The sequence below is a fragment of the Kocuria sp. HSID17590 genome, assembly GCF_003989485.1.
Classification (GTDB): domain Bacteria; phylum Actinomycetota; class Actinomycetes; order Actinomycetales; family Micrococcaceae; genus Kocuria; species Kocuria salsicia.
On record NZ_RBMB01000039.1, the window covers coordinates 1 to 21,206 of the forward strand.

Here is a 21,206-nt window from a genome sequence, read left to right on the forward strand (position 1 = left end):
TTCCCAGCACGTGCTCGTCCACGAACGCGAGCACGGTCTCGTACCACGTGCGCGCGTTGGCGGGCTTGAGGATCCAGTGTCCCTCGTCCGGGTAGTAGAGGAAGCGGTGGCCCTCGACCCGGGTGCGCTGCTGCAGGTCCGCCCACAGCTCGATGCCCTGGGAGATCGGCACGCGGTAGTCCTTGTCCCCGTGGATCACCAGCAGCGGGACCTCGATGCGCTCCGCGAACCGGTGCGGCGAGTACGTGGCGGCCTGGGAGGGCCCCATGGCCTCGCGCCACTGCGTGTTGTCCGTGGTGGCGCCCATGGTGTCCAGGTTCCACAGGGAGGCGTGCGTGACGATGCACCGGAACCGGTCCCCCGTCTGCGTGGCCACCCAGTTGGCCATGTACCCGCCGTAGGACCCGCCCATCAGCGCCTGCCGCTCGGGGTCAATGTCCGCGCGCCGCGTGGCCGCCTCGGTGAGGGCCATGACGTCCGTGAACGGCGCCCCGCCCAGCTCCTGCTGACCGCGGTCGATCATGGCCTGGCCGTAGCCCGTGGAGATCGCCGGGTCCGGCAGCAGCACCGCATAGCCCGCGGCCACGAACGGCCACGGGTTCCAGCGCCAGCTCCACTGGTTGTTGGAGCCCCAGGGCCCGCCGTGGACGGACACGAGCAGGGGGTGGGGTGCGGCGTCGTCGTCCGCGTGCGGCAGGGCGAGCCACGCGCGGACCTGTGTGCCGTCCTCACCGGTGGCGGTGACCTCCTCGACCCGGCCCGGCACGGTGTCCTCGGGGACGAGCCCGGCCACCGGTGCGGGCTCCTGCGCGCCCGTCAAGGGCCACCGCACGAGCTCGGAGGGGTGCGTGTAGCTCGCGCGCAGCCCCACGAACTGCTCCCCCGCCGGTGCCACCGCCGAGTACGTCCAGTCCTGGTCCGCGCCCCCGGCGATGGTCTCCACGCGGGTCCGTCCACCCCGCGGGCAGTGCACCCGCAGCACGATGCCGCGGCCGCGATGGTCGGAGGTGCACACGAAGCTCTCGTCGTCGATCCACCGGGGCTCCTGCGCCCAGTGATCGTCCGCGGGCACCACCTCGGTCTCCTCGCCGGTCGCGACGTCGTGCAGCCACACGGACACCGCCATGCTCACGCCCTCGCGCCACAGCCGCTGGCGCCCGAGCAGCACGCGCGTTCCGTCCGGGCTCACGGCCGCGGGCGCCCACATCTCCGCCTCGTCGGTGTCGTGCAGCAGGACGGCCTCGTCCCCGTGCTCGGGTGCCACCGGCAGCCGCCACAGCTGCGAGCGCTGCGTGCCCGCGGGCAGCAGCGTGGAGATCTCCGCGAGCACCCAGGTGCCGTCCGGGGCCACCGAGAACTCGCCCAGCCGCCCCTCCGGCAGCTCGACCCGGTGCACGGAGGCCGCCGGGTCCGCGCCCTCGGCCACGGCCGCGGTGTCCAGGAACCACAGTGCGTCGTCTGCGGCGGGGAGGTCGTGGTCCCAGTACCGGAACGGGGCACTGTCGTAGAGGATCCCGCTCACACCGGTCTCGTCGCGGCGGTCGTGGATCTCCCGGTTGCGCGCGAACTCGTCCTGCGCGCCGCGCGCCGCGGGGTACAGGCCGGAGACGAAGAACAGCCGGTCCCCGCCGAGCTCGAGGCTCGAGATCCCCTCCGGGGCGTCCAGGACCATGCGCGCCTCGCCGTGCTCGGGCAGCAGCCACAGCCGCGTGCGCTTGTCCTCGTCACCGGCCACGGGCCGCTCGCTGGTGAACCACACCGCGCCCGACGCCGCCGGGCGCACCTCCTGCACGCCGTGGTCCCCGTGGGTCAGCTGCACGGGCGCACTGTCCCGGGGCACTGCCCACGGGTGGGTCACGTAGCGCTTGCCGTCGGAGGAGAGCTCCTGCCGCAGGGCGAGCACGGGTCCGTCCCGGTGCACCACCAGGCCGGCCAATCGGGGAACGGTCACGAGCTGCTCGGGGAGCGAGTAACGGGAAGTCATGTGTCGTACATTACAGACGGCCGCACCCGCCCGCGGTCCGCGCGGGCCCGCCCACCGCGCTACCGTGACCCAGGATCCCCACCACCGAGCAGCGAGGAGCGCGCGGCATGAGCACGCAGAAGGGCACCCTGGGCTGGGCCCTGCGGGTCACCGTGCCCGTGGCCATGGGGTACCTGCCCCTGGGAATGGCCTTCGGCGCGTACTCGGTGTCCCTGGGCTTCGCGCCCTACCTCGCTCCGCTGACCGCCCTGGTGGTCTTCGCCGGGTCCATCGAGTTCCTGCTGGTGGGGCTCGTGGCCGCCGGGGCCGGATTGGCGCAGATCGCCGTGACCACCCTGCTGGTCAACGCGCGCCACGTGTTCTACGGCTTCTCCTACCCCACGCACCTGCTGCGCTCCCCGTTCGCGAAGTTCTACGGGCCCTACGCGCTCACGGACGAGGCCTACGCCCTGATCAACAGCGGGGTGCACCCCACCACCCAGCACCAGCTGCTGCTGGTCCAGGGGGTCTCACACTTCTACTGGGTGCTCGGCGCGGCCGTGGGCGCCCTCGCCGGCGGTCTCGTCCCGGAGTCCTTCGACGGGTTCGACTTCGCCCTCACCGGCCTGTTCGCCCTGCTCTTCGTGGGTGCCATCACCGCCGCGACCCAGCGGGTCAAGATCCTCACGGCCGCCCTGCTCTCCATCGGCGTGGGCCTGCTGCTGCCGCGCAGCATCTTCCTGCTGGGCGCCATGCTCTGCTACGCCGTACTGTGCGTCCTGATGGTGCGGCGTCCGCGCCGGGGCACGACGCCGCGTGGTGCCGAGAGTGGGGCGTGACGTGATCGCCGCCCTGCTCGTGTGCGCCGCCGTGACGTTCGCCCTGCGCTTCCTCCCCATGCAGGTGGCCCACCGCTACCGGGACCGCGAGGACCTCCGGGAACTCTCCACGCTGCTGCCGGCCGGACTCATGCTGATCCTCGTGGCCTACACGCTGCTGGAGGCGGACTCCGGGGTGCAGCTGAGCCGGCTCGTCCTCGCCGCGGTCGTGGCCGTGCTGGTGAACCTGGGGTCCAGGAACTTTCTGCTGGGCTTCCTCGCGGGCTTCGCGGCTTACTCCCTGAGCGGGCTGGCACTGGGCTGAATAGGAAAAAAATTGTTTTCCTAATAGCGCAAGCGGCCACTTTCTTTACTGAGGCACGCCTTACCCGGATTAGAAAACAATGCCGTGCCGTAAGGTAAAACTTACTAGCCAACGATCAAAACTACCTTTAGTGTTCTTTTCAACACGACCGACAGTACGAGCACCCCTCGAGTCACAGGAGAAGATCATGGCCACTCTCACCGCTGTTTCCGCCTGCACCGCCACCGGCTGCGCCTTCAACGACAACGGCTGCACCGCGCCCGCCATCACGGTGGGCGGCCAGGGCGCCACCGCGTCCTGCACCACGTTCATCTCCCTCGACGCCCGCGGCGGGCTGCCCACGGCCAACGGCCAGGTGGGTGCGTGCCAGCGCCTCGAGTGCGCACACAACAAGGACCTGCTGTGCACCGCCTCCTCCATCGAGGTCACCGCGGACGCCAACTGCAGCAGCTACGAGGCCGAGTAGGCCGTTCTGCGCCGGAGCACTCCGGCACCCCCGGTCCCAGGACCTCACCCATGATGAAAGACCGTGGATCTGCCGATCCACGGTCTTTCGTCATTCCCCCTGCTGCCCGGTGGACACCGGACTCAGGCGGCCACACCCGCCCCGAGCAGGGTGGACACACTCGCCGTGAGCCCCTCCGGGGACGTGCGCCCCCGCCCGAACGGCACGAAGTAGACACTGGTCACCCGCGCACCGTGGCGCAGCACGGTGATCCCGGTGAGGTCCACGTCCACGATGAAGTCCCGCTCCACCGTGTGGGCGCAGCCACCCGTGGACGGCTTCTGCGTGAGCAGGTGCGCGGGGATCCAGCCGTTCTCAGCGGCATCGCACAGACCCGCCAGGTCCACGCGGTCCACGTCCATGGCGGCGTCCAGACCCGTGGACTCCACCTCGCGGCACGCGTCACCCGGTGCGGCCCCGACCGTGCCGTGGTGCACCACCAGTTCCCGGTGCTCCACCGGCGTGACCCCGGACCCGTCGTGGAGCACCACGCGCTCGGCCTCAAGCACGGCCAGCCGCCCGTTCGGGGCCCCGGCCACGGTCGCCACGAGCTCGGGGATCTCCCCCGTGCCCACGAGCAGCTCCGCGTCCAGCGGGTCCAGCCACTCCAGCCGCGCGAGCAGGTGCGCGCTCGCCGCCACGATGCGCACGTCCGGCTCCGGGGCCACTTTGGTGACGTCCATGCGGACCTCCACCGGCTCGCCGGTGACGAGCACCGCGGGATCCATCTCCTGCGGGTCCACGGTGGCCGCGAGGACCAGTTCCCCGTTGCGGGTGAGGCCGTGCGCCACTGAGTCCAGCACGGGCTGGCCCGGTACGCGGTACGCCACCACCTGGGCCTCACCGGCACCCGAGAGCATCCGGTGGGCGAGGGAGACAGCACGCTCCCGCACCCCCGTCCGTGCCCCGCTGTTGCTTGGACCCACGACCGCCCCGCTCTCCTCGACTTCGAAACTTAGGAAAGCCTAACCTCCGCCGGGGCCCGAACGGAAGCCGAAACGGGCAATTTGGTCAGATTTTTCTGACCTAAATGGGCGTGGTGCTCGTCACGTGCGTTCGCGATAGCATCGCAGGATGCTGACGAGTACCCGCCACCGCTCCGCATCCGCCGCGCGCACGTCACTGGCGCTGGGGGCCGCTGCGCTGCTCGTGCTCGCGGGCTGCTCCTCGCCCTCCGAGAGCCCCGGCACCCCGGCGGCGAGCGGAGAAGCCAGCGGGGCGGCGTCGTCGTCCGCGCAGGGCGGGGCCACGCACCCGAGCGGACCGGGGAAGGGGCCCGAGTGCCCGGAGGACACGTGCATGAGCCTCGCGGTCTCCGGGGACCTGCTGCTGCACGAGGGGCTGTGGAGCCGTTTCGCGGTGGACCCCGCCACGCACGACGGCGCGAACTTCGACTTCGCTCCCCTGATGGCCCAGCAGAAGCCGTACCTGGAGAACGCGGACGTGGCCGTGTGCCAGGCGGAGACGCCCGTGGCCGCGAGCGGCGGGCCGTACTCCGCGTACCCCGAGTTCAACGTGCCACCGGAGATCTTCGCGGCGGCGAAGGGCGCGGGCTACGACGCCTGCACCTCCGCGAGCAACCACTCGATCGACCAGGGCACCGAGGGCGTGGAGCGCACCCTGCGGGCCCTCGACGACGCCGGTCTGCAGCACACCGGCTCGTACGCCACCGAGGCGGACTCCGAGAAGCCCATGGTCGTGGACACGCCCTCCGGGAAGCTCGCGGTGGTCACGGGCACGAACAGCCTCAACGAGAAGACCGCGGACCAGCCCTGGCGCGTAGACCGGCTCAGGGACGGCGCGGATCCTGCCGTCGGGGAGCGGGCGGCGCGCGAGGACGTGGCGCACGCCGTCGCTCAGGCCCGGAAGGCCCGTGAAGCGGGCGCGGACGTGGTGGTGGCCGCGATGCACTCGATCCTCGAGTACACGGACACCGCGGACGAGTACCAGCGCACGACCGCCCACGCCCTGGCCGACTCCGGCGCGTTCGACGCCGTGTACGGCCACGGTTCGCACAGCGTCCAGCCCATCGAGAACTATCACGACACGTGGATCGTCTACGGGGTGGGCAACAACGTCACCGAGACCGCCCCGCCCGTGAACGAGACGAACAATCAGGGCATCACGGCGCGCTTCCAGTTCGCGCGCTCGGGCGACGGCGACTGGCGCGTGAGCGACCTCGCCTGGGTCCCGAGCTCCAACACCCAGGGCGGGGCCTACGCGTGGTGTCCTGTGGCCTCGGACGCCCCCTCGGGGGTCTGCCGCTCGGAGGCGGAGGACGCCGCCATCCGCGAACGCATCGCGGGGATCGTCACCACGGACTCCGCGCGGGAGCACGGGCTGCACGAGTGGAAGCTCAGCGAGGACCGGACAGACTGAGGGCCGGCCCGGGATCGTTCCCGGACCGGCCCTCGGAGACCGCTCGTGCGAGCAGCGCGGATCAGCCCTGGACGCCGAGCTTCTCCAGGATGATCTGGCGCACGCGCCCGGCGTCCGCCTGACCGCGCGTGGCCTTCATGACGGGTCCGATCAGCGCGCCCACGGCCTGCACCTTGCCGCCCCTGATCTTCTCGACGACGTCCGGCGTCTGGGCCATGGCGTCGTCCACGGCGGTGCTCAGCGCGCCGTCGTCGGAGACCACCGCGAGGCCGCGGGCCTCGACGATCTCACCGGGGGTGCCCTCACCGTCGACGACGAAGCCCAGGACCTTCTTGGCGAGCTTGTCGTTGATCTTGCCGCCCTCGATGAGCTGGTTCAGCTCCACCACGTGCTCCGCGGTGACGGGAAGCTCCGCGATCTCGACCTCGCGCTGCTTGGCCAGGCGGGCGATCTCGCCCATCCACCACTTGCGGGCCGTCGCGGCGGAGGCGCCGGCGGCGATGGTCCGCTCGATCTCGTCCATCACGCCGGCGTTGACGACGTCGCGGAACTCCTCGTCCGAGTAGCCCCAGTCCGCCTTCAGGCGCTTGCGGCGCTCGGACGGCGGCTCCGGCAGGGTGGCGCGGATCTCCTCGATCCAGTCCGCGGTGGTGACCACCGGGACCAGGTCCGGCTCGGGGAAGTAGCGGTAGTCGTCCGCGTCCGACTTCGGGCGCCCGGCCGTGGTGGAGCGGGTGTCCTCGTGCCAGAAGCGGGTCTCCTGCGTGACCTTCTCCCCCGCGGCGAGCACGGCGGCGTGGCGCTGGATCTCGTAGCGCACGGTGCGCTCGACGGCGCGCAGCGAGTTCACGTTCTTGGTCTCCGAGCGCGTGCCGAACTGCGTGGCGCCCTTGGGCATGAGGGACACGTTCGCGTCGCAGCGCACGTTGCCGCGCTCCATGCGGGCGTCCGAGATGCCGAGGTTCTTCACGATCTCGCGGATGGCGGCCACGTAGGCGCGGGCCAGTTCCGGCGCCCGCTCCCCCGCACCCTCGATGGGCTTGGTGACGATCTCGATCAGGGGCACGCCCGCGCGGTTGTAGTCCACCAGGGAGTACTGCGCGTTCTGGATGCGCCCGGCGTCACCGCCCATGTGGGTCAGCTTCCCGGCGTCCTCCTCCATGTGGGCGCGCTCGATCTCCACGCGGAACTCGGTGCCGTCCTCCAGCTCCAGGTCCAGGTAGCCCTCGTACGCGATGGGCTCGTCGAACTGGGAGGTCTGGAAGTTCTTGGGCGTGTCCGGGTAGAAGTAGTTCTTCCGGGCGAAGTGGCACTTCTCGGCGATCGAGCAGTTCAGCGCGAGGCCCAGCTTGATCGCGGACTCCACGGCCTTGCCGTTGACCACGGGCAGCACCCCGGGCAGTCCCAGGGACACCGGGGTGCTGTTGGTGTTGGGCTCGTCCCCGAAGGTGTTGGGGGCGGCGTCGAACATCTTGGTCTTCGTGTTCAGCTCCACGTGCACCTCGAACCCCAGCACGGGGTCGAAGCGCTCGAGGGCTTCCTCGAAGGACAGCACGTCCTGGCTCATCACTTGCCTCCCTGCGCGGCGGTGGCCGCGAAATCACGAACGGTGCCGGCGACGTCGCCGCGGTGCTGCCACAGTGGGCCACCCCACTTCTCGGCGAGCAGCCGCTCCAGGCCCGCGCCGGCGCGGTAGACGCGGGCGTCCTCGCGGGCCGGGGCCATGAACTGGATGCCCACGGGCAGCCCGTCCTCGGGCGCCAGTCCACCGGGCAGCGAGAGCGCGGGGATCCCGGCCAGGTTGGTGGGGATCGTGGCGATGTCGTTGAGGTACATCTGCATGGGGTCCGCGGACTCGTCCACGCCGCCGATGTCGAACGCCGTGGTGGGCGCGGTGGGCGAGATCAGCACGTCGGCCTTGTCGAACGCCGCGGCGAAGTCGCGCTGCACCAGGGTGCGCACCTGCTGGGCCGAGCCGTAGTAGGCGTCGTAGTACCCGGCAGACAGCGCGTACGTGCCCAGGATGATGCGGCGCTTGACCTCGTCACCGAAGCCCGCGGCACGCGAGGCTCCCATGACCTTCTCGATGGTGGGCGTGCCCTCGGGCGTGACGCGCAGACCGAAGCGGACGCCGTCGTACTTGGCGAGGTTGGAGGAGACCTCCGAGGACATGATCAGGTAGTAGGCACCCAGCGCGTACTCGAAGTTGGGGGTCTCCACCTCCACGATCTCCGCACCGGCCTGGCGCAGCAGCTCCAGGGACTCCTCGAAGCGCTGCTGCACGCCGGCCTGGAAGCCGTCTCCGGTGAGCTGCTTGACCACGCCTACGCGCAGGCCCTTGAGCCCGCCGTCCGCGGCACCGGCACGCGCGGCCTGCGCGTAGCCGCCCACCGGACCCGGCAGGGAGGTGGAGTCCGCGGGGTCGTGGCCGCCCACGACCTCGTGGAGCAGTGCGGCGTCGAGCACGGTGCGCGAGCACGGGCCCACCTGGTCCAGCGAGGACGCCATGGCAATCACGCCGTAGCGGGAGACCGAGCCGTACGTGGGCTTCACGCCCACGGTGCCGGTCACGGCGGCGGGCTGGCGGATGGAACCGCCGGTGTCCGTGCCGAGGGCCAGCGGGGCCTGGAACGCGGAGACCGCCGCGGCGGAACCGCCACCGGAGCCGCCGGGGATCTTGGTGAGGTCCCACGGGTTGCGGGTGGGGCCGAACGCGGAGTGCTCCGTGGAGGAGCCCATGGCGAACTCGTCCAGGTTGGTCTTGCCGAGGATCGGCATCCGCGCGGCGCGCAGTTTGCGGGTGACGGTGCCGTCGTACGGGCTCATGAAGCCCTCGAGCATGCGGGATGCCGCCGTGGTGGGCTGGCCCTTCGTGACGATGAGGTCCTTCACGGCCACGGGCACGCCGGCGAGCTCCGGAAGCTCCTCACCGTTGGCGCGGGCCTCGTCCACCTCGCGGGCCACGCGCAGCGCCTCCTCCGTGTTGCGGTGCAAGAAGGCGTTGAGGCCGTCCGTGCCGCGGGAGCGGTCCTGCGCGTCCAGCGCGGTGCCGTCCGTGGCCTCGATCTGGTCCAGGTGCGCCTGCACGGCGTCCACCGAGGTGACCTCGCCGGAGGCCAGCTTCGACGCGAGCTCAGCGGCGGAGAGTTCGATGATCGACTCGCTCATGCTCACTCACCGTCCAGGATCGCGGGAACACGGAACTTGCCGTCCTGGCTGTCCGGGGCGTTCAGGAGGGCCTCCTCCTGGGTGAGCGTCTCGCCCACGACGTCATCGCGGAAGACGTTCTGCAACGGCAGCGGGTGGCTCGTGGCGGGGACGTCGGGTCCGGCTGCCTCGCTGACGGAGGCCACGGACGAGACGATCAGTTCGAGTTCCCCGGCCACCCGGGCCAGTTCCTCGTCCGTCATCTCGATCCGCGCCAGCTCCGCCAGGTGGGCCACCTGTTCGCGGTTGATCGCAGACATGCATGCTCCTGGTATTGACTGAAGTGGTTCCGATCCAGTCTAGCGAGCGCCTACCCTGGACTCATCACACCCGTTGCCGCTCCACCGTTCTAAGGGGTCCTCCTTCGTGGCTCAGTCCTCCGCTCGTCCTTCCCGACGCCGCTCCACGCCCGCCCGGGGCACGTCCCGGATGACCAAGGCGGAGGCCGCCCGCGCCCGCGCGGACCACGACAACGCCTGGCGGCAGTGGATCTCCGACTCCGCCGTGGAGACCGTGGACACCGCGCTGAGCCACGTGCAGGCCGTGGTGGAGGAGCAGGTGGCCGCGTACGGCACCTTCCCCGCGTTCCTCGTGACCGGCGGCAAGGACGGCGAGTTCGAGCTGAACTCCGTGGACCCGCAGGAGGCCGCCGGGATGCGTCCGGAGCAGGTCCTCGACTCGCTGCGCGCGATCGCCCGGGAGAAGGCCCCCGGCATCCTCGTGGGCGCCCTCGCCTACCCCGCCACCCTGCCCGACCGCTCCGGGGCCACCGCGGTGATCGCCGAGGTCGAGCACCGTGAACGGCTGAGCCTCGAAGTGGTCCAGGAGTACAAGGTCGTCGAGGCCAAGGGACGCACGTTCGTGAACTTCGAGGACCCGCACACCGACCGGGCGGACGCCTGGCTCTTCGGCGTGCGCGACTGATCCCGGCGCGCGGCACCGCGCCGCGCGCCGTCGGGCCCGGGGACGACCCCGGACCGTTCGACATCCCGGGGACGGCCCCACCCGCGAGGGGGCCCACCGGCTCCCGCACCGACCGGGACCGAGGTCCCGAGGAACCAGGTGACCCGAGATGACCACCGCCCTGCGCCGTGTCCTGACACCCCTGACAACCGCCCGCGCCGCCGTGGGCTGGCTCGCCGTCCTCGCACTGTGGGCCGTCTCCGGGCTGCTGGCGCCACCCGTGCCAGCACTTCCGCTGCTGGCTGCCCTCGCCGTGATCGTGGGCGTGATCCTCTTCGCCTCGACCGGTGTGGTCCACCAGGCCGAGCAGCTCGCCCACCGGCTGGGCGATCCCTACGGGTCCCTCGTGCTGACCCTGTCGATCGTGATGATCGAGGTGGTGCTGATCTGCGCCGTCATGCTGGGCCCCGGTGAGCACGCCACGATCGCCCGCGACTCCGTCATGGCGGTGTCCATGATCATCCTCAACCTCGTCATCGGGCTCTGTCTGCTCGTGGGCGGGCTCGCGCACGGGGACCTGCGCCACCACCGCACGGGCGTCTCCACCTACCTGTCCCTGCTCGTGGTGCTGTGCACGCTCGCGTTCGGGCTGCCCGCGGCGCTCGGCACGGATGGCGCGTTCCGCCCCTGGCAGGTGATCCCGGTGGTCGTGGTGACCCTGGGCTGCTACGCCTTCTTCCTGTGGCGACAGACCGGCGCGCAGGCGGAGGACTTCACGGAGGTGGGCGGCGCCGCGCCGGTGCACTCCCCTGTTCCCGACGTCGGCGGCACCGTTCGAACCGGAGACGACGAAGCCGCGCCCCGCCCGCCGCTGGGCGAGGTCCTGCGCGCGCACCGCCCCGAGCTGTTCGGGCGCCTGGCGGTCCTCGTGGTGACCGTGCTGCCCGTGGTGCTGCTCTCCCACGACATGGCCGCGCTGCTCGACGATGGTCTCGGCCGGGCTGGCGCCCCGCCCGCCGTGGCCGGGGTGCTGATCGCGGGCATCGTGTTCCTGCCGGAGTCCCTGACGTCCCTGCGGGCCGCGCGCCACGGCGAGATCCAGCGCGTGAGCAACCTGTGCCACGGTGCACTGGTCTCGACCGTGGGCCTCACGATTCCCGCGGTGCTCGTGATCGGCATGCTCACGGGTCAGACCGTGGTGCTGGCGGAGAGCCCTGCAAACCTGCTGCTGCTCGGGGTCACGCTCGCGCTGTCCGCGGTCGCGTTCGCGGCTCCCCGCGTCACCGCCGTGCACGGAGTAGCTCACCTCGTGCTCTTCGCGGCCTACGGCATCGCGGTCTTCTCCTGACCCGGTGCTGACGGGCCCGAGCGCGGCGACGCGCGCGCACGCCGTCGTCCATGCCTGCCCTGACGGTGACGCCCGCACGCGGGGCGACACCGTCCTCGGCCGAGACCTCAACGGCGCGGCGAGAACCTGCCGTCCTTGTCGGCCGGCCGCCGGTTCAGAGGACGGCGGACGCCGTCGGCCCGGGGCTCACCAGGCCGGCAGCTCCGGCAGGGTCCCCTCGGACTCGACCCCGGAGGTCTCACCGCGGGCCAGCCACAGCAGCAGGCCCACGCGGTCGCCGGTGACGAGCTGGCCGCCGTCGCCGACCACCCACTCGTCGTGCTCGTCCGTGCGCAGCGTCATCCCCGGAGCCTTCTTGGCACGCATGGTCTTCACCGCGGCCTCCAGCGCGTTGAGCACGGACTCCGGTTCGGCCAGCGCGAGCGACCAGGAGGTGTCGAGGTCCCAGTGGTGCAGCACGATCTCCGTGATCCGCACCGCGGGCAGGGACACCGCCGGGGTGGGCTTGCCGTGCAGGTCCAGCTCCTCGACCGCGAGCTCCCCCTCCAGCCGTACGCACTGCTCGGCGAAGAAGCGCGCGCTGTCCTCGAACGCCCGGAGCAGCTCCTCACGGGCCAGCGCCGCGTACGACTCGATGTCCTGCGCGCGTGCCTGCGGCGAGTCGTAGGGCTGCCGGGCCTCGCCCGTGGTGGCCCAGTCCACGAGCCGCACGAGCGCCCGGCCGTTCGAGGCCAGGTGGGCGACCACGTAGGCGCGGTCCCACCCCTCGCACAGCGACGGCGCCGCCAGCTCCGCCTCCGAGAGGGAGTCCACCGTGGACAGGAAGCTCTCGGTCTCCCGCCGCAGCCGGGCGAGGTCTGTGCTCACGCGAGAAGAGTTCGTCATGGCCCCCACTGTAGTGAGCCCGCTGTGAGCCGCTGCACAGTAAGCCGCCCCACGACGATCCGCACCACGACGAAGGGCCCGGGACGGACACCGGTCACCTCCGGTTCCGTCCCGGGCCCTTCCCGACAACCTGTCCTCGCTCCCCGGCCACGGGCCTGGTCCCCTGCCCGCTGTCCCGCCAGGGGCTCGGCTGCTCAGGTGCTCAGGGCAGCGTCTCCGCCAGCTGCTGGCGCAGCTCCCGCCGTGCCCGCTGGGTCTGCGGATCCGGCACCGGCACCGCGGCGAGCAACCGCTTGGTGTACTCCTGCTCCGGGTGGCGCAGCACCGTCTCGCGCGAGCCCTGCTCCACGACGTGCCCGTGCTGCATCACCACGATGCGCCGGGCGAGCCGGTCGATCACCGCGAGGTCGTGGGTGACGAACAGGCACGCGAAGCCCATCTCCGCCTGCAGCTCCTCGAAGAGATCCAGCACCGTGGCCTGCACGGACACGTCCAGTGCGGAGGTCGGCTCGTCCGCCACGAGCAGCTTGGGCTTCAGGGACAGCGCACGGGCGATGCCCACGCGCTGCTTCTGGCCGCCGGAGAGCTCGTGCGGGTAGCGGTTGCGGTAGTTGCGCGGCAGCCGCACCTGGTCCAGCAGCTGCTCGATCCGGTGCTGCAGCTCCGCGCCCTTGGCCACCTTGGCCAGGAACATGGGCTCACCGATGGACTCGCCGATCGGCAGCCGCGGGTTCAGGGACGAGGACGGGTCCTGGAAGACCATGCCCACGTCCTTGCGCACCCGGTCCAGGGTGGAGCGCGAGGCGCCGTGGAGCTCGACGCCGTCAACCACCAGCGACCCCTCGACCACCGGCAGCAGCCCCACGGCGGCCCGCCCGATCGTCGTCTTGCCCGAACCGGACTCCCCCACCAGGCCCACGGTCTCACCCGAGGCCACCGTGAGGCTCACGCCCTCCACGGCGCGGAACGCCGGGTTGCGGCCCTGCTTGGGGTACTCGATCGCCACGTCCTTCAGCTGCAGGATGGGAGCCACCACGCGCTTGGCGAGGGTGTCCATGGAGGCGGCCTCGGCGGTGCTGCGGTCCACCACGATGGGCGCGGCCACCGAGCGTTCGAGCGCGGCCACCATGTCCACGGACTCGTCGCCCTCCGTGCCTTGACCCAGGTGGGGCACCGCCTCCAGCAGGGTGCGCGTGTAGGGGTGGCGGGGAGCCGAGAAGATCTGCTCGGCGCTGCCCTGCTCCACGATCACGCCCTTCTGCATGACCGCGATCTTGTCCGCGAGGTCCGCCACCACGCCCATGTCGTGCGTGATGAGGATGACTGCGGAGTCCAGCTGGTCCTTGAGGTTGCGGATCAGGTCCAGGATCTCCGCCTGCACGGTCACGTCCAGGGCCGTGGTGGGCTCGTCCGCGATCAGCAGCTTGGGGTCGCAGGAGAGGGACTGGGCGATCATCGCGCGCTGGCGCTGGCCGCCCGAGAGCTGGTGGGGGTACGAGCGGAACGCCTTCTCGGGGTCCGGCAGCTCCACCATGGTCAGCATCTGCCTGGCACGCTCCGCGGCCTCCGTGGGCGAGATGTCCCGGTGCAGGCGCAGGGTCTCCACGATCTGCTGCCCCACCGTGTAGACGGGGTTCAGCGCGGTCATGGGCTCCTGGAAGATCACGGCGATCTCCTCGCCGCGCACCCGGCGCAGGGCACTTCCCCGCAGTCCGATCAGCTCCTCGCCGCCGAGCTTCGCCGAACCACGCACCCGCGCGTTGGACGGCAGCAGCCCCAGCATGGACATCGAGCTCGCGGACTTGCCCGAGCCGGACTCGCCCACGATCGCGAGCACCTCGCCCGCGGCGACGTCGTAGTCCAGGTCGATCGCGGCCGGAACCCACTCGCGGTCCACGCCGAAGTCCACGCTCAGTCCGCGCACGCTCAGCACGGGCTCGCCTCGGGCCACCTTGGTGCGGGACCGGCCACGACGGGCGCCGGGCTCGGACCGCAGGGCACGGCGGCCCCGCTTCCTCGACCCGGCCGCGGCTCTGGCGTCCGTGGCGGTGCGGCCGTCGACAGCGGTCCCCGCCCCCGACGTCGCACCGGAACCGTTCGGCGCCGCGTACTGGCCCGCCTCCGGGCCCTGGGCGCTGCTGGTCCCAGCACCAGGAGTCCCGGCACCAGGGGTCCCGGCGTCTTGGCTCCCGGCACCATGGCTCCCGGCGTTCTGCGCCGCAACGTCACCCGTTGGCGAGGTGGCGACCCGGCCGTCTCCGGCCAGCGAGCCGTCCCACGGGGCGTTGTGCTCGGCGGCGGTCGGCTCCTGCGCCGGGACCGCATCCGGCGACTGGTGGGCTCCGTCGCGGGGATCGGGCGCGCCCTCGGGGACGCCGTGGGGCTGGTTCGAGGTGCTCATCGTCTGTGCTCCATCGTGTTGAGAACGTGGCGCGCGGGGCGGACGCGCGCGGAGTGCGGGGCACCGCAGTGCTGGACGGCCGCGGCACAGCAGAGGTGGGCTTCCAAGCCACGGAAGGACCCGTCGACCGGGGCACCGCGGTGCCGGAAAGCGGAGGGTCCGCGGTGCGGGGCCGCGAACTGCCTAGCATGGGGACCATGCCGACCAGCCACGAGACCGCCCCGGACCACGAGACCTTCCGTGCGGCGTCGGCCCCATGGCTCACGGGATTCCTGGTGCTGCTGGGTCTGGTGGTGGGAATCTCCGGCTGGGGCCGCACCCCGGCCCACCACGCGGCGGCCGTGCTGGGTGCCCTGACCCTCGCGGGGCTGGGCTACACCCTCTACTGGCGCCCCCGCCTGGAGGTCCACGAGCGGGAGGTGCGCCTGGTCAATCCCCTGCGCACCGTGTGCGTGCCGTGGGCGCGGATCGTGGACGTGAGCACCCGGTTCGCCGTGACCCTGGTGACCGACACCGGGAAGCACTCGAGCTTTGCGCTGCCCGCCGCGGGTGCCGGGTCGAGCTTCCGTGCGGGTCCCGACGCCGTGAACCGCAACCACCCGATCGCCCGCCCGGACGGCTCCGTGCGCGTGGGAGACCTGACCTCCACCGCGTCCGGCGCGGCGGCCCACCGGGTCCGCAGCGTGTGGCAGCGCAGGATCGAGACCGGCGAGCTCGATGTCTTCTCCGCTGACGGATCCGAGGACCCGGTGCGGGTGCGGCTCACGCCGGGACCGCTCACGACCACCCTGGTGCTGGGCGCTGCGAGCGCCGTGCTGTTCACGCTCTGAACCGGGGCGGGTCACCGGGTGCCCCCGCCGTCCGTGACGGGGGTGGCGGCGTCGCCGTCAGAGGAGGACGACGCCGTCGCCATCGTCGCGGGCACGGCGTCCCGGGCGTGCTCGTCGCGGCCGGAGCCGATCTCCCGGGCCCGCTTGGGGTTAAACTTGCGCTGGCGCGGGTCGAAGGCGTCCCGCAGACCGTCGCCGATGAAGTTGATGGTCAGCGCGATGGCGACGATGAACACACCGGGCCACCAGAACAGCCACGGCCGGGTCGCGAACGCGGTCTGGTTCTCGCTGATTAGCCGGCCCAGGGACCAGTCCGGTGCCTGGATGCCGAGGCCCAGGTAGGACAGCGCGGTCTCCAGCAGGATGGCCGAGGACATCAGCAGCGTGATGTTCACGGTGATGACACCCACGGTGTTCGGCAGGATGTGCTTGAAGATGATCCGTCCGCTCGAGGCACCCGCCAGACGGGCGGCGTCCACGAACTCGCGTTCGCGCAACGTCAGGAACTCGCCGCGCACCAGGCGGGCGAGCGGAGGCCACGAAGCGAGCCCGATCAGCAGGCCCAGCGCGATCACGGTGGCGAACGTCGGCAGCCCATGCGCGCGCACCCACGAGATGGCCAGACGGCCCAGCAGGGCCGCGAGGATCACCAGCGGGATGATGATGATCACATCGGTCAGGCGCATCAGGACGGCCTCGGTCCAGCCGCGGAAGTAGCCTGAGAGGCCACCGACCACGGTGCCCACGATCCCGGCCACGAGACCGACCACGATCATCACCACGAGCGAGTACTGCGTACCCTGCATGGCCATGGCGAACAGGTCACGACCCAGGTTGTCCTGGCCGAACGGGTGCTCACCGAGTCCCGGGGGCAGCAGCGACAGAGTGGGCCGTCCGCCGTCGATCACCGTTCCCGTGGCGTCCGGGCTCCACTTCCACCAGCCCGGGATCGGCCCGATGCCGAGCGAGGACACGGAGAGCACCACGATGAACAGCAGCACGACCAGGGAGACCACCGCGCCCGTGTTGCCGAAGAACCGCTGGCGCACCAGTTGGCCCTGGCTCTTGCCGCGGACGTCCTGCGGCTTCTCCCCCGCCTCGGGATTCTGGTCTACGGGCTGGGGGACGTCGATAGGTTGTGGCTGGCTCATGCTTTCACCCTCACGCGCGGATCGAGTACGGAGTACACCAGGTCCGCCACCAGGTTGAAGACCATGGCGACGATGCCGGTGACCAGGAAGACGCCCATCACGGGGTTGGGGTCCACGTTGCGCACGGACTGGACGAAGAGCTGGCCCATGCCGGTGAACGCGAAGACCGACTCCGTGATGATGGCACCGCCGATCAGCCCACCGATGTCGTAGGCCACGAGCGTGGCCAGCGGGATCAGCGCGTTGCGGAACGCGTGGCGCATGACCACCGTGCGCTCGGAGAGGCCCTTGGCGCGCGCAGTACGCACGTAGTCCTGGCCCATGATCTCGAGCATCGAGGCCCGCGAGTACCGGGAGTAGGAGGCCAGCGCGAGCAGCGTCAGACAGATGGTGGGCAGCAGCAGGTGGGTGAAGCGGTCCAGACCCATGGTCCAGAAGTCACCGGTGAGCCCCGGGGTGGCCGAGTTGGCCGTGGCGATCGGGCGGCCGCGGATGTGCCCCGAGTTCACGTAGCTCGGCCAGGACTGCATGAAACGGTCCAGCACGAGCAGCAGCGCCACGAAGAACCCGGTGACACCGGCCACCCGGGCGCCTTGGCCGCGGTCGTAGCCGCCGGCGAAGTACCCGATCCCGGCGCCCACCAGGACCATCACGACCGTCAGACCCAGCACGGTCCACACCCCGGCGCCCTTGAAGAGGGACTGCACCGGGAAGTACAGCACCAGGCCCACGAGCACAGTGCCGAGCGCGGCGTAGAGGGCGCGCCGGTTGCGCAGCCCCGCCATGAGCACCGTGGCGATCACGGCCACGAGGATCCCGGTCAGGGCGATCAGCGGGATGCCCAGGAACGGGTGGTTGAGCCAGTTGGTGGCCAGCACGAAGTAGACGACGCCGAAGGTCACCACAAAGCCGAGCACCCCCATCAGGATGCGGGTCCGCGGCCTGCCGAAGGAGACGAGGTACCAGATCACGCCCAGCACGAGCGATATCAGCAGGATCGAGCCCATGGACATGGCCGGGTTCTGCAGGAAGTCGTTGAACTGGATGGCCACGACCTCCTTGAGCAGCACCGCAAGCCAGAAGCTCGGCAGCGAGAAGCACAGGAAGGTCAGGAACGTGATGCCGTAGTCCAGCCCGGAGTACTGGCGCAGGGCGGAGACGATGCCCAGGGTGATGCCCACGACGATCGCGAGGATCGTCCCCACGGTCACGAGCATGATGGTCTGGCCCATGGCGAAGGAGAGCAGGCTCGTCACCTCCTGGCCCTCGCGGCTCACACCCAGGGAGCAGGTGTCCGCGAAGGGCACGAGGCACCCGGCGGCCCCGCCGAGCCATGTGAAATAGCGCAGCACGGGAGGGGTGTCCAGGTTCAGCGCCTCGACGCGAGCCGGGATCAGCTGCTGCGCGTTGGGGTTGCCGTAGAGGTCCCACAGAGGGTCACCGGACGCGGCCGTCATGAGGTACACGATGAAGGACGCGCCCAGCAGGATGAGCACGGCTGTGATGAGCCGTCTGAGGATGTAAGAAGTCATGTCGCTGCCTCGGAGGACGAGTGGTGGTCACGGCACTGCGCAGACGCGGGGATCCCGCGCCCACGCAGTGCTCGTGAAGGGGTTGACCCGGTCGTCGGGGCTCTGCCGCCCTACTTGCGGCTCCACTCGGAGACGTTCCAGAACACGCCGGTCTGGTTCGGCTGGTACTTGTCCACGCCGGCGATCTTGTCCGAGGTCGCCACGTAGCCCACGGACTGGAAGAGCGGGAGGCCGTAGGCGTCCTCGAAGGTGTGCTTGTCCACCTCAGCGATCTGGTCGTTGCGCGAGGACTCGTCCAGGTTGGCGCGGGCCTCGTCCACGAGCTTGTCCACGTCCGCGTTCGAGTACTTGTTGTAGTTGCCGCCGCCGCCGGTCTTGAAGATCTGCGAGAGCATCTCGGTGCCCACGCCCGGGGAGACCCAGCCGTACAGGGACGCGTCATAGTCGCCGTCGGAGAGCTTTTCGGACCAGTTCGGGTCGCCCAGGTCCTCGACCTTGAACCCGGCCTTCTCGGCAGACTCCTTGATCAGCTGGAAGGTGTCCACGCGCTGCGGATTGCCGTTGTTGTAGAGGATCCGCACCGTGGGCGTCTTGCCGTCGAGCAGCTTCTTGGCGCCGTCGATGTCCACGTCCCCGTAGAGCTTCTTGGCGTCGTTCTTCTCCACGGCCTTCGTGTAGGCATCGCCCTGGCTGGAAACGAACATCTGCGAGTTGAGCACCTCGGCGTCCTCCTTGACCGGCTTGACCAGCTGGTCGAGGATCTGCTGGCGCGGGATGGTCTTCAGGAACGCCTCGCGGGTCTCCTTGTCCTTGAAGGTGTCCGAGCCGAAGTTCAGGTCCACGTGGTCGTACGCGAGCTGGTCGCCCTGCTGCACGTTCACGTTCTCGATCTGCTTGACCTGGTCCATCGTGTCCTTGTTGACGTTGTTCGGCTGCATGATGTCCACTTCGCCGTTGCGCAGCGCCTGGATCTGAGCCGTGGCGTCGCCGATGGTGCGCAGGGTGATCTCGTCCAGCTTGCCCTGGTGCTCGCCCTTGTAGTTCTCGTTCTTCTTCAGCGTGACGGAGTTGTTCTCCACCACGGTGTCGATCGTGTACGGACCGTTGGCCACGAGGACGTCCTTGTCGTCCGGGGTGGACGTGAAGTTGAAGGAGGTGTCCCAGGCCTTGCCGATCTTCTCCAGCTCGGGCTGCTTCTGCGGGCTCTTGGAGTCCCCCTTCTTCTGGTTCTCCAGCACCTTGAGCAGCTCGTCCTCGGACATCCCGGCCTTCTTGGCCACCACGTGCGCGGGCATCAGGGAGTTTTCGTCGAAGGCGATCTCCCAGTCCGCGTTCTGCTTGCCCCACGTGACGGTCATGGTCTTGCCGTCCTCGGAGAACTTGGGCATCTCCGTGGAGCCCAGGATGTCCGTGGAGCCGGCGATCGAAAAGTAGTCCTTGCCGGTCTTGCCGTCCTCGCTGGAGTCGTTCGCGTAGCCGGAGAGCTCGCTCCACCACAGCATGAGGTCGGCCTTGTCGATCTTGTTGCCGTCCGACCACTGCGGGTCCTTGAGCGTGTACTCGACCGTCAGGGGGTCGTCCGAGGTCTTCTTGTACGTGCCGAAGCCCTCGTTGGGGTGGATCTTCTGCTCCGGGTCCACCGTGGTGAACCCTTCGCGGGTCATCTCCGCCACGTGGCCGTTGATGTCCAGGTTCGTCTTGGTGTAGCCGGGGTTCGCGCCCGAGAACTTGTTGGTCTCGGCAACGGTCACCACGCCACCCTCCTGGGCGCTGGCGCTGCTGTCACCGCCTCCGTTGTCGTCCCCGCCGCCCACGTTCGCGCAGCCGGCGAGCGTCAGCGCCGCGATGGCGGCCACGGAAACGGCGGCCTTGCCCTTGAAGGTGTGGTTACCCATGTCGGTTCCTCCCGATGTGGTGTGCATGGAGTGTGCGTTGCACCTCCGGTGGGGTGTTACCCCGAGCCGTGGCCGGCGTCACCGTGGATTGCGGTGCGTCTCACAATGAACGACAGGTTACCCGCGAATAACCCGATTCGGGACAAAATGCCAGCGTGTCGCGGGCGTGTCGGCACCCCGCGCGTGTCGTGCGCCCAGCATCGGGCTCGCCACCGCCGGGGGCCCCTGGCCTACCCTTGTGCCACCAGCACGTCACCACCAGGGAGGCCCCCAGTGAGCAACACACCGCACGACCGCACCGCCCCCGCACCCCCGCCGGACGACGTCGCCGCGGCGCCGCATTCCCGCCCCGCCCGCACCACCGCGGACGATCCCCTGGAGACGGCGTCCCCGGTCCACCCCGACGGTGCGGCACCCCGAGGGAGCCGAGCCGACGCCGGGGGCACCCACGGGGTGGGAGCCGGGCGGGCGTCGTCGTCGCGCGCGGACGAGACCGTGGTGGCGAGCCGCGGCACGGCCGTTCCGGAGACCACCGGGCGCGGGGCGGAGCGCGCAGGCCGCACCGGAGAGCAGACGGCCCCCGTGGACCCCGCTCTGGACAAGCCCGTGAAGCGCGGGATCTCCGGCACGGTGTGGGCGGCCCTGATCCTGGGCGTGGTGGTGCTGGTCCTGCTGCTCGTGTTCATCATCCAGAACAACGTGAGCACCCGCTTCGAGTACATGGCGTGGGAGTTCAGTCTCCCGCTGGGCGTGGCCATGCTGTTCTCCGCGATCGCGGGTGCGCTGATCATGGCGCTCGTGGGATCGGTGCGGATCTTCACGCTGGGCCACCGCATGCGCAAGCTCGAGAAGGAGCGCGAGCGCATCCGCGCGGCCATGACCGACTGATTCCCCGCTCCCCCGGGCCGACGACGGCGCGCGGCCACCTCTCGCGGGGTTGGGCTGACCCCGTTTGGTAGGTCCGGTGGTTGTGTGAGTCGTCCTGTTGCCCGGGGGTCCGGGCAGTGAGACTGGTCAGATCATGACGAACAGCAGGAAGCGTCACACCTCGGAGCAGGTCGTCC

General features: G+C 70.4%; 18 protein-coding genes. 8 read left to right on the forward strand and 10 right to left on the reverse strand.

Annotated elements, in window-relative coordinates; all coding sequences use genetic code 11:
• On the reverse strand, positions 1-1,984 hold a 1,984-nt coding region (locus D8M39_RS11170; RefSeq protein ID WP_148111766.1), incomplete at its 3' end, for a S9 family peptidase.
• Positions 1,985-2,091: 107 nt separating this feature from the next.
• Between D8M39_RS11170 and D8M39_RS11175 the strand changes: the two genes are divergently transcribed.
• From D8M39_RS11175 to D8M39_RS11185, 3 genes are all read left to right on the forward strand, one after another.
• Complete coding sequence (locus tag D8M39_RS11175; RefSeq protein ID WP_094394365.1) at positions 2,092-2,802, forward strand: AzlC family ABC transporter permease; 711 nt, start codon at positions 2,092-2,094, stop codon at positions 2,800-2,802.
• Between the two features lies 1 nt (position 2,803).
• Complete coding sequence (locus D8M39_RS11180; protein ID WP_058956187.1) at positions 2,804-3,106, forward strand: AzlD domain-containing protein; 303 nt, start codon at positions 2,804-2,806, stop codon at positions 3,104-3,106.
• A 187-nt stretch (positions 3,107-3,293) separates the two neighbouring features.
• On the forward strand, positions 3,294-3,572 hold the full coding sequence (locus tag D8M39_RS11185; RefSeq protein ID WP_058956186.1) for a DUF1540 domain-containing protein: 279 nt from the start codon (positions 3,294-3,296) through the stop codon (positions 3,570-3,572).
• A 122-nt stretch (positions 3,573-3,694) separates the two neighbouring features.
• Here D8M39_RS11185 and D8M39_RS11190 read toward each other — a convergent pair whose 3' ends face one another.
• Positions 3,695-4,537, reverse strand: a complete 843-nt coding sequence (locus tag D8M39_RS11190; RefSeq protein ID WP_094394367.1) for a hypothetical protein — start codon at positions 4,535-4,537, stop codon at positions 3,695-3,697.
• A 148-nt stretch (positions 4,538-4,685) separates the two neighbouring features.
• Between D8M39_RS11190 and D8M39_RS11195 the strand changes: the two genes are divergently transcribed.
• Positions 4,686-5,990, forward strand: a complete 1,305-nt coding sequence (locus D8M39_RS11195) for a CapA family protein (protein ID WP_126875015.1) — start codon at positions 4,686-4,688, stop codon at positions 5,988-5,990.
• 61 nt (positions 5,991-6,051) lie between these two features.
• On the opposite strand, the gene gatB is transcribed toward D8M39_RS11195, so the two are convergent.
• From gatB to gatC, 3 genes are read right to left on the reverse strand one after another with little or no spacing between them, the layout of a single operon-like run.
• Positions 6,052-7,557 (reverse strand): Asp-tRNA(Asn)/Glu-tRNA(Gln) amidotransferase subunit GatB, encoded by a 1,506-nt coding sequence (gene gatB / locus D8M39_RS11200; protein WP_126875016.1) that lies wholly within the window; start codon positions 7,555-7,557, stop codon positions 6,052-6,054.
• On the reverse strand, positions 7,557-9,158 hold the full coding sequence (gatA, locus tag D8M39_RS11205) for an Asp-tRNA(Asn)/Glu-tRNA(Gln) amidotransferase subunit GatA (protein ID WP_238694063.1): 1,602 nt from the start codon (positions 9,156-9,158) through the stop codon (positions 7,557-7,559). Before gatA ends, gatB begins: the two co-directional genes overlap by 1 nt.
• Positions 9,159-9,160: 2 nt before the next feature.
• Complete coding sequence (gatC, locus tag D8M39_RS11210) at positions 9,161-9,457, reverse strand: Asp-tRNA(Asn)/Glu-tRNA(Gln) amidotransferase subunit GatC (RefSeq protein ID WP_055086051.1); 297 nt, start codon at positions 9,455-9,457, stop codon at positions 9,161-9,163.
• Between the two features lie 169 nt (positions 9,458-9,626).
• Between gatC and D8M39_RS11215 the strand changes: the two genes are divergently transcribed.
• Positions 9,627-10,121, forward strand: a complete 495-nt coding sequence (locus D8M39_RS11215; RefSeq protein WP_055086053.1) for a hypothetical protein — start codon at positions 9,627-9,629, stop codon at positions 10,119-10,121.
• A gap of 148 nt (positions 10,122-10,269) precedes the next feature.
• Positions 10,270-11,448 (forward strand): calcium:proton antiporter, encoded by a 1,179-nt coding sequence (locus D8M39_RS11220; RefSeq protein ID WP_094394376.1) that lies wholly within the window; start codon positions 10,270-10,272, stop codon positions 11,446-11,448.
• A gap of 186 nt (positions 11,449-11,634) precedes the next feature.
• Here D8M39_RS11220 and D8M39_RS11225 read toward each other — a convergent pair whose 3' ends face one another.
• Complete coding sequence (locus D8M39_RS11225; protein WP_055086057.1) at positions 11,635-12,333, reverse strand: maleylpyruvate isomerase family mycothiol-dependent enzyme; 699 nt, start codon at positions 12,331-12,333, stop codon at positions 11,635-11,637.
• Between the two features lie 202 nt (positions 12,334-12,535).
• The gene (locus D8M39_RS11230) at positions 12,536-14,284 is read right to left on the reverse strand and encodes an ABC transporter ATP-binding protein (protein WP_094394850.1); all 1,749 of its coding nucleotides are present in this window, start codon (positions 14,282-14,284) and stop codon (positions 12,536-12,538) included.
• Between the two features lie 647 nt (positions 14,285-14,931).
• On the opposite strand from D8M39_RS11230, the gene D8M39_RS13160 reads away from it, so the two are divergent.
• Positions 14,932-15,564, forward strand: coding sequence for a PH domain-containing protein (locus tag D8M39_RS13160; protein ID WP_083482556.1), 633 nt, complete (start codon positions 14,932-14,934; stop codon positions 15,562-15,564).
• Positions 15,565-15,575: 11 nt separating this feature from the next.
• Here the strand turns inward: D8M39_RS13160 and D8M39_RS11240 are convergent, their stop codons facing one another.
• The 3 genes from D8M39_RS11240 to D8M39_RS11250 all read right to left on the reverse strand — a co-directional run bounded on the left by D8M39_RS11240 (position 15,576) and on the right by D8M39_RS11250 (position 20,142).
• Positions 15,576-16,715: an ABC transporter permease gene (locus tag D8M39_RS11240; protein ID WP_083482553.1), complete on the reverse strand. Its 1,140-nt coding sequence runs from the start codon at positions 16,713-16,715 to the stop codon at positions 15,576-15,578.
• Positions 16,712-18,247 carry an ABC transporter permease gene (locus D8M39_RS11245; protein WP_055086059.1) on the reverse strand — a complete coding sequence of 512 codons (1,536 nt, stop codon included), beginning with the start codon at positions 18,245-18,247 and terminating at the stop codon, positions 16,712-16,714. Before D8M39_RS11245 ends, D8M39_RS11240 begins: the two co-directional genes overlap by 4 nt.
• 110 nt (positions 18,248-18,357) lie before the next feature.
• On the reverse strand, positions 18,358-20,142 hold the full coding sequence (locus D8M39_RS11250) for an ABC transporter family substrate-binding protein (protein WP_055086061.1): 1,785 nt from the start codon (positions 20,140-20,142) through the stop codon (positions 18,358-18,360).
• A 273-nt stretch (positions 20,143-20,415) separates the two neighbouring features.
• Here D8M39_RS11250 and D8M39_RS11255 point away from each other — a divergent pair, with 273 nt between their 5' ends.
• Positions 20,416-21,030 carry a lipopolysaccharide assembly protein LapA domain-containing protein gene (locus tag D8M39_RS11255; protein WP_310745591.1) on the forward strand — a complete coding sequence of 205 codons (615 nt, stop codon included), beginning with the start codon at positions 20,416-20,418 and terminating at the stop codon, positions 21,028-21,030.
• Positions 21,031-21,206 lie beyond the last annotated feature (176 nt).

What these genes read in the sequence shown, in the direction of transcription:
- D8M39_RS11220 (WP_094394376.1), top strand. Translation starts at nt 10,270, where the DNA reads ATGACCACCGCCCTGCGCCGTGTCCTGACACCCCTGACAACCGCCCGC.
- D8M39_RS11250 (WP_055086061.1), bottom strand. Translation starts at nt 20,142, where the DNA reads ATGGGTAACCACACCTTCAAGGGCAAGGCCGCCGTTTCCGTGGCCGCC.
- D8M39_RS13160 (WP_083482556.1), top strand. Translation starts at nt 14,932, where the DNA reads ATGCCGACCAGCCACGAGACCGCCCCGGACCACGAGACCTTCCGTGCG.
- D8M39_RS11175 (WP_094394365.1), top strand. Translation starts at nt 2,092, where the DNA reads ATGAGCACGCAGAAGGGCACCCTGGGCTGGGCCCTGCGGGTCACCGTG.
- D8M39_RS11215 (WP_055086053.1), top strand. Translation starts at nt 9,627, where the DNA reads ATGACCAAGGCGGAGGCCGCCCGCGCCCGCGCGGACCACGACAACGCC.
- gatC (WP_055086051.1), bottom strand. Translation starts at nt 9,457, where the DNA reads ATGTCTGCGATCAACCGCGAACAGGTGGCCCACCTGGCGGAGCTGGCG.
- gatA (WP_238694063.1), bottom strand. Translation starts at nt 9,158, where the DNA reads ATGAGCGAGTCGATCATCGAACTCTCCGCCGCTGAGCTCGCGTCGAAG.
- D8M39_RS11195 (WP_126875015.1), top strand. Translation starts at nt 4,686, where the DNA reads ATGCTGACGAGTACCCGCCACCGCTCCGCATCCGCCGCGCGCACGTCA.
- D8M39_RS11185 (WP_058956186.1), top strand. Translation starts at nt 3,294, where the DNA reads ATGGCCACTCTCACCGCTGTTTCCGCCTGCACCGCCACCGGCTGCGCC.
- D8M39_RS11245 (WP_055086059.1), bottom strand. Translation starts at nt 18,247, where the DNA reads ATGACTTCTTACATCCTCAGACGGCTCATCACAGCCGTGCTCATCCTG.
- D8M39_RS11225 (WP_055086057.1), bottom strand. Translation starts at nt 12,333, where the DNA reads ATGACGAACTCTTCTCGCGTGAGCACAGACCTCGCCCGGCTGCGGCGG.
- gatB (WP_126875016.1), bottom strand. Translation starts at nt 7,557, where the DNA reads ATGAGCCAGGACGTGCTGTCCTTCGAGGAAGCCCTCGAGCGCTTCGAC.
- D8M39_RS11240 (WP_083482553.1), bottom strand. Translation starts at nt 16,715, where the DNA reads ATGAGCCAGCCACAACCTATCGACGTCCCCCAGCCCGTAGACCAGAAT.